The organism is Saccharothrix carnea, from assembly GCF_003014735.1.
Taxonomy (GTDB): Bacteria; Actinomycetota; Actinomycetes; order Mycobacteriales; family Pseudonocardiaceae; genus Actinosynnema; species Actinosynnema carneum.
Map to the genome: position 1 here is coordinate 1 of NZ_PYAX01000036.1, position 7,465 is coordinate 7,465.

Genomic DNA, 7,465 nt, shown 5'->3' on the forward strand with positions numbered 1-7,465 from the left:
GCCGCGCCGACCTCTACACCGCCTTCCTCACCCTCGCCGCCACCCTCACCTGCCACAAACGACTCACCAAACACACCACGTAAGACACGCTCTAAGGCACTGATGGACACCGAAATGGTGAAATCCATTTCTTGGCGGTCCGAAGTGGATTTCCCTGGCCGCGGGGCACGTGGAGCGCCGTCCCTCCCCGTCGCGCGACGGGGAGGGACGGGCTGGATCAGGCGACGCTGAAGGAGTACGTGGTGTCGAGGTCGCTGACGGTGCCGTCAGGCCGGACCGCGTAGACGCTCAGGCTGTACCAGCCGGGAGCCGGCGGCGTCCAGGTGATCGTCGCGGTGCCGTCAGGACCGGCGGCGACGTCGGTGTACGGCTCCATCCAGTCGAACGAGTACCGGTACGCGGCGACTCCCGACCAGGCGGGTGGTGGCGTGAAGGTGAACGTGCCCGGCACGCCCGCCCCGCCGTGCGGCTCGTCGTCGGAGGGGTAGACCTCCGAGGCGACGCCCGGCCACGGCGGGAAGTTCAGCCACCAGGACGCCTCGTTCGAGGTCCAGCCGTTGTCGCTGCGGCTGCGCACGGTCACCTGGTGGCCGCGCTCCCGGTCGGCGCGGAACGTGACGGTCGCCGTGCCGTCCGGACCGGCCTGGACGACGCGCGGCTCCTGCCCGTCGAGCAGGTAGGTGAAGTCGATCGTGCGGGCGGCGACGTCCGGGTGCGGCGTGAACTTCAGCGTCACGTCCTGGTTGAACCGGGGCGGCTCACCGACGACGGACACCTCGGGGTGGCTGCTCGGCACGTAGACGGTGACGAACACCGGTTCCGAGATGCGACCCGCGGTGTCGACCGCACGCACGCCCAGCCTGACCGGTCCCGATCCGAACGGGGTGAGGTCGACGGTGGCCGTGCCGCCGGGCCGATCGGCCCGGGCGGTGTTCTGGCCGGTGAACCGGTCGGGGCAGATCAGCCTGTTGAGCTCGCCGTACGTGCAGCCGTGTGTCCAGAACTCGCCCCAGGTCCACTCGAAGCCGGCGACGTCCGGGTTGCCCCCGCCGTCGAACGTGAACACGCCCGGTTCGCCCACCGGAGCCCGCGTGGACCCGTCGAGCGGGTAGTTGGCCGAGGTCACCACGGGTGCGGGCGGGTTCACGGTGTCGACGGTGAAGTGGCACGGCTCGGACCACGCCGAGGTGTCCACCCCATCGGTGACCCTGGCCTGCCACGAGTAGGTGCGTCCGTCCGCGGCGAACAGGGTCGCCGGGACCTCCCACCGGGCCACCCGGGTGGGGTCGGTGGACGGCGCGCGCTGCTCGGTCCGCGCCGCCGGGTCGTCCTGCGGCCACAGCGCGAAGTCGACGGTGAGCCCGACAACCTGCCGGTCACCGGGGTCCGGGTCGGCAGGCAGGGCTTCGAGCACGACGAAGTGCTGGTTCAGCCTCGGGTGCGGCGCGGTGGTGGCGCACGCCTGGCCGCCGTTGTAGCGGTGCTGGTCCACGATGGACGGAGCCCGGTTGTGCTGCACGCTCAGCGTCGCCCGGTGGTACCCGTCGAGCGTGCGGCCGTAGGTAACGTCACGCTCGAACTGCCGGGGGACCGTGACCTCCAGCGTGATCCTGGACCTGCCCCGGCTCACCGCGTCGCGCACGACCGCGGCGACGTCGAACGACGGGTAGCCGACGCAGGTACCGGTGCTGGTGACGTCGTCCACCCACCGCTTGCGCTCCGGCGCGTGCGCCCACGTCGGGTCGGCGGTGGCCGTCTTGGTCTCCCACACCTCGATCGCGCGCTTGGCGCAGTCGGCCGTCGTGCTCTCCCGCAGGTACAGGGTCGCGGCACCGATCCCCGCGCCCGCCAACGCGGACACGTCGAACGTCAGGTAGACGCGCGACACGTGCAGTCGGCCGTCCGGCTTCGACGCGCCCAGCGGGGCGTCCCGACCGGTCCACGGGAACGCGGTGTGCGGTGCCGCGGAGTCCGTGTAGGAAGCCCGCACCAGGCTGAGCCCGGTGTGGTGCGGTGCGGCGGTCGCGGTAGCCGGCAGTGCGGTGAGCGCGACGGCGACGGCCCCGCAGAGCGCGAGCAGGGATCTTCGTCTCGACATGGTCCCCCCTGGTCATGGGTGTGGCCGGACCCGCTCGGACCCGGCCACCGCACATCTTCCCGCATGCCGCCGCTCCGGCCGGAGAATTTCGCCGCTGCGGCGTCGCCGTCGATCTCGGCCTGCCGCAGCCAGTCCTCCCGCCAGTACTCCAGTCCACCGGCGTCGTCCCCGGGATCGCCGCCGTACAACAGGACCACGAAGGACTCCAGCCACTGCGCGACCTCGCCCGAGGGTGCGGGAGCCTCTCACGGTGGATTGATCACCGATGGGACTGCCCCGAGGGCTCGGTGGTTCCCACGCCGCCGCGGCGATCGGCCACGGCGCGGAAGTGGCGCGGCGTCACACCCTTGACACCGTCGTGTCACTGCTCCCACACTGTGACCGCTCGAATGTTAACGCAAACATTCGCGGTTCCCCACCTACCGGACCGCCGTTGACCCGCAGTCGACGGCGGTGCCGCGCTGGGCACTCGCCGATGAGCCGTCGGTGCCCCGCCCGGGTCGGGGCGACCGGCGCGTCATCGACAGCCCGAGGAGATCAACGATGAACTCTTCACCCTCCCGGCGGGAACGCCGCACGCGTGTCGCAGCGATGACCTGGCGCCCTCCTTCGAGGTGAGGCCGTCCCGTCTGTCCGAACCAGACACTCGTGCCCCCTCACACCCGGGAGTCCACCCGTGATCAGACTGCTGGCCCGACTCTGCCTGGCGGTGCTCACCGCCGCCTCGACCGCGGTGGCCGTCGCGCCACCGGCCCAAGCCGCCCCCGGTTACGTCTACACCACGTTCAAGGGAGATGCCGCCGCCGACCAGGAGCTCTGGGTCTACTCCTCATCCAACGGCACGAACTTCGGCGTGCTGGCCGACACCGACTACCGCGGCCCGTCCGGCGTGCTGCGCGACCCCAGCGTCATCCAGCACAACGGGCTCTACTACATCGCCCACACCGTCCAGTCGTGGACCACGAACTCGACCCACTTCAACATCGCCTCCAGCCCCGACCTGGTCAACTGGACGCACGTGACGAGCGTCAGCTCCGGCGTCGCCAACACGCGGTTCACGTGGGCGCCGGAGTTCTACGTCGAGGGCGGCACCGTCCGGATCATCGTCAGCATCGCCCAGACGACGTGCTCCGACTGCTTCCGCCCCTACGTCTTCACCGCCCAGAACAGCGCGCTGACGTCCTGGAGCGGACCGGTGCAGATGGGCGGCCTCGGCTACAACTACATCGACACCTACGTGGTGAAGTCGGGCAGCACCTACCACGCGTTCACCAAGAACGAGACGTCCAAGTACATCGAGCACTGGACCAGCACGAGCCTCACCGGTGGGTGGGGCAACCGGGGCAGGCTGTGGACCTCGGGCTACGAGGGACCGGCCGTGTTGCGGATGAGCGACGGCTCCTGGCGCATCTGGGTCGACAAGTACACCAACGGCGGCATCTGGACGGCGACGAGCTCGAACCTGGACTCCTGGTCGGGCCTGAGCCAGATCACGTGCCCCGGTTGCCGCCACGGCACGATCCTGCCGGTGGCCGACGTGCCCGGCTCGGTACCGGCCTACCGCGTGACCAACCGCAACAGCGGCAAGGTGCTGGACGTCGTCTCGGCCTCCACCGCGGACAACGCCGAGGTCAAGCAGTGGACCTGGAACGGCGGCGGCAACCAGGCGTGGCAGTTCCACGACGCGGGCGGCGGCTACTTCCGCATCGTCAACCGGAACAGCGGCAAGTGCCTGGACGTCGCCTCCGGCTCCACCGCGGACGGGGCCAACATCATCCAGTACACCTGCGGCAGCGGCACCAACCAGCAGTGGCAGTGGCAGGCCACCGGGAGCTACTTCCGGATCGTGGCACGGCACAGCGGCAAGTGCCTCGACGTCGTCGACTCCGGCACCGGCGACGGCGCCGACATCCAGCAGTACACCTGCGGCGGCGGGACCAACCAGCAGTGGAGCCGAACCCAGGTCTGAGGCCGACCGGCAACCCTAGTGATTGGACATCTCATGACACTGATCATGGCGTCTGGCGGTCACCCGTCAGGACCGTCGCGGCACGCCCGGTCGTCGCGCCGGTTGCTGACCGCCCTGGTGGTGACCGCGTTCACCGCGGCGGCGAGCCTCGTCGCCTACGCCCCGCCGGCCACCGCCGCCACCAGCCAGTTCCGCGGCATGAACTGGGCCGTGCTGGGTGACAACTTCAGCACCGGCACGCTCGTCGTGCAGGGCCTGAGCCAGTCCGACAGCAACGCGACCGTGCGGGCCAAGGCCAACGCCCTCTACGACGACATGGCCGCCACCATGGGCGTCAACACCGTCCGGCTGCCGATCAACACCCACACCGTGGCCAACACGACCTGGTGGAACGCCTACCGCGGCGCCATCGACGCCGCCACCGCGCGCGGGTTCAAGGTCATCCTCGCGTACTGGGAGGACGGCGCCGCTTCCGGCGGCCGGATCACCAACCTCGCCGCGTGGAACACGATGTGGTCCAGCGTGACCAACACGTACGGCTCGAACGGCAACGTCTACTTCGAGCCGATGAACGAGCCGCACGGCTACTCGTCGGCGGACTGGCGCAACGTCGCGGCGAACTGGCTGAGCTACCACACCTCGGCCGTGCCGGGCCGGGTGCTCATCGGCGGCACCGGCTACAGCCAGGACCTGCGCGACATCTGCAACGACAGCCGCTTCAACTCGACGCTGCTGTCGTTCCACCACTACGCCTTCTTCTACAGCCCCATGACCTACGACCAGTTCCGCAGTCACATCCAGACGCGGCTGGGCAACTGCGCGTCCCGTGCGGTCGCGACCGAGTTCGGCGCGCCGATGTCGACCGGGCTGAACTACGGCGACACGAACAGCACCGACAACTTCGTGCGCCACATCCGGGCCATGGCCCAGGTCATGCGGGACAACAACATGGGCGGCACCTACTGGCCCGCGCTCGGCGGCAAGCCGGGCACCATCGGGTACGACTGGTACTCGATGTACTCCCTGAGCGGGAGCGGCACCGACCTCAACCTGACCCTCCGCAACGCCTCCGGCGCCGACCGGGTCAAGTACGCCTGGGGCGACAACTCCACGACACCGCCGCCGACCTACTACCGGGTCGACGTGCGCCACAGCGGCAAGGCCATGGACGTGCAGCAACCCAACACCGACAACGGTGCGCGCGTCGGCCAGTACACCTACGGCGGCAACGCTTGGCAGCAGTGGCAGTTCCAGGACGCGGGCAGCGGCTACTGGCGCATCGTCAGCCGGCACAGCGGCAAGTGCCTCGACGTGGTCAGCGCCTCGACCGCGGACGGAGCCGAACTCGTCCAGTACACCTGCGGCTCCGGCACCAACCAGCAGTTCCAGCTGGTCGCCAACGGCAGCTACTTCCAGCTCCGGGCCCGGCACAGCGGCAAGTGCGTGGACGTACCGGCCGCCTCGACCGCGGACGGCGCGATCCTCAAGCAGTACACGTGCAACAGCGGCACCAACCAGCAGTGGTCCCGCACGTCCGTCTGACGGCCGTCCCGACCTGACCTCGCACCACGGGCGCCCACCTCGGCGCGGACCTCGTTCCCGCGCCGGGGTGGGCGCCCGGTTCGCGCACGGGCGGAAGCGCGGGTCAGCGGGAGCCGACCTCACCGTTCCGGGCCGAAGGGTCGACGTCCACCGCGAGCCGCTCCACGAGCTGCAGGCACAGGCGTCCGTTGTGGTAGCAGCACTTCCACGGACCGGCCACCTCCTTGCGCAGCGGCACGTTGTCCGCGTCCCGGGCGTAGAGCCACTCGCCGGTCGGGCGGGGGTCGACCATGTTCGCGGCGATGTAGTCCCAGGTGCCGCGCGCCAACGCGAGGAACGCCGGGTCGCCGGTGCGTTCGTGCGCGTTGAGGAAGCCCACGACCGCCTCCGCCTGCACCCACCACACGCGCGTGGCGTCGACCCGGCCCGCGACCGCCTCGTTGGCCACCGCGCCATCGGCCAGCACCGCCCGCTCCGCCGTGGCCTCGGCCAACCCGACCACGGCGTCCGGCAGGTCCGCGCCGATCTCGCGGCACGCCTCGTCGATCAGCCAGCTCGCCTCGATGTCGTGCCCGAACGACACCACCTCGCCCAGCTCACGCCAGTCGGCGCCCAGGAACACGCGCAGCGAACGGCGGCGCGGGTCGTAGAGCCGGTCGCGGAAGGTCTCCAGCAGGGCCGCGATGCGACCGGCCACGGCAGGTGACGGCGCCACCGCGTGATAGGCGGTCAACGCCTCCAGCACGTGCAGGTGGGTGTTCATCGTGACGTCGGCCAGGTACTCCTCGCCCAGCAGGACGTTCGGCTTCGGCACCCAGGCGCGGTCGAACTGCTCGCGGTAGGCGCCGGTGGCCGGGTCGAACCCGACACCGGTCACGACCTCGTACAGCTCCGCCGCCCCGGCCGCCGCACCAGGGTCACCGGTGGCGCGGTGGTACTCGCTCAACGCGTAGAGCGCGAACGCCTGGGCGTAGACGTGCTTGTCGGTGTCGGCCGGCGCACCGGTGTGGTCGACCGACCAGAACACCCCGCCGTGCACGGGGTCGACCAGGTGGGCGGTGACGAACCGGTACATGTCCCGTGCCGCCGTCAGGTACGACAGGTCGCCGAAGGCGCGGTACGCGGCGGAGAACGTCCACAGGAACCGGCACGCCATGACCGCGCCCTTGTCGGCCGTCTGGTCGACGACCAGGTCCGCGTCGACGTAGCCGTGCACGCCACCGTGCTCGCGGTCCACCAAGCCGAGCCAGAACGGCAGGATGCGGTGCCGCAGCTCGGTCTCCGCTTCCCACCGAAGGCCGTGGTCGAGGCCGCTTAACCGGTTCGGTTCCGTGGTCATGGGTCGCAGGCTAGCGTGCGGCGGTTCCCCGTCCGTGGAGGCGGTGGCGGACGGGGAACCGCCGCGGGGGCCGGTTACCGGGTCAGGAGCAGACGGTGCCGTTCAGTGCGGGTGAGATGAACGGTGGCGTCGTCCCCTGGTAGCTCGCGTTGTAACCGATGGTCGTCGTTCCACCGGTCGGGAGCGACCCGTTCCAGGACGTGTTGCCGACCCGGACCACGTCGCCCGTGTCGGTCCACGTCCCGTTCCAGCCCTGCGTGACGGACACGCCCGGCGCCGAGAAGGTGAGGGTCCAGCCGTTGAGGGCCGGTCCCCTGTTCCCGATCACGATCTCGCCGGTGTACCCGCCCGACCACCGGCTGACCACGCGGTGGGTCACCGTGCAGCCGCTGCCGGGGTTGTTGCTCGTGCTGGTCGTGGTGGTGGTGGTGGAGGTCGGTCCGGCGGCGATGGCCAGGTCGTAGGCGCGTTGTGGCACGAACTGGCCGGCCTGTGCGATGCAGCCGTCCGCTTCGCC

The 7,465-nt window shown here is 70.3% G+C and carries 5 protein-coding genes; 2 read left to right on the forward strand and 3 right to left on the reverse strand.

Translation table 11 applies throughout. The features are described 5' to 3' along the window. Positions 1-217: 217 nt before the first annotated feature. Complete coding sequence (locus B0I31_RS39795; RefSeq protein WP_106620556.1) at positions 218-2,098, reverse strand: CBM96 family carbohydrate-binding protein; 1,881 nt, start codon at positions 2,096-2,098, stop codon at positions 218-220. A 676-nt stretch (positions 2,099-2,774) separates the two neighbouring features. Between B0I31_RS39795 and B0I31_RS41450 the strand changes: the two genes are divergently transcribed. Both B0I31_RS41450 and B0I31_RS39805 read left to right on the forward strand, forming a co-directional pair. Next, the gene (locus tag B0I31_RS41450; RefSeq protein WP_219911025.1) at positions 2,775-4,067 is read left to right on the forward strand and encodes an RICIN domain-containing protein; all 1,293 of its coding nucleotides are present in this window, start codon (positions 2,775-2,777) and stop codon (positions 4,065-4,067) included. A 33-nt stretch (positions 4,068-4,100) separates the two neighbouring features. After that, on the forward strand, positions 4,101-5,609 hold the full coding sequence (locus tag B0I31_RS39805) for an RICIN domain-containing protein (protein ID WP_106620557.1): 1,509 nt from the start codon (positions 4,101-4,103) through the stop codon (positions 5,607-5,609). Between the two features lie 103 nt (positions 5,610-5,712). Here the strand turns inward: B0I31_RS39805 and B0I31_RS39810 are convergent, their stop codons facing one another. Beyond that, positions 5,713-6,948 (reverse strand): AGE family epimerase/isomerase, encoded by a 1,236-nt coding sequence (locus B0I31_RS39810; protein WP_106620558.1) that lies wholly within the window; start codon positions 6,946-6,948, stop codon positions 5,713-5,715. 82 nt (positions 6,949-7,030) lie between these two features. Then, a partial coding sequence (locus tag B0I31_RS39815) for a cellulose binding domain-containing protein (protein ID WP_181320787.1) occupies positions 7,031-7,465 on the reverse strand: 435 nt, incomplete at its 5' end.

Bases quoted from the DNA above. Each gene is read 5' to 3' on its own strand.
- B0I31_RS39795 (WP_106620556.1), bottom strand. From the start codon at position 2,098: ATGTCGAGACGAAGATCCCTGCTCGCGCTCTGCGGGGCCGTCGCCGTC.
- B0I31_RS39805 (WP_106620557.1), top strand. From the start codon at position 4,101: ATGACACTGATCATGGCGTCTGGCGGTCACCCGTCAGGACCGTCGCGG.
- B0I31_RS39810 (WP_106620558.1), bottom strand. From the start codon at position 6,948: ATGACCACGGAACCGAACCGGTTAAGCGGCCTCGACCACGGCCTTCGG.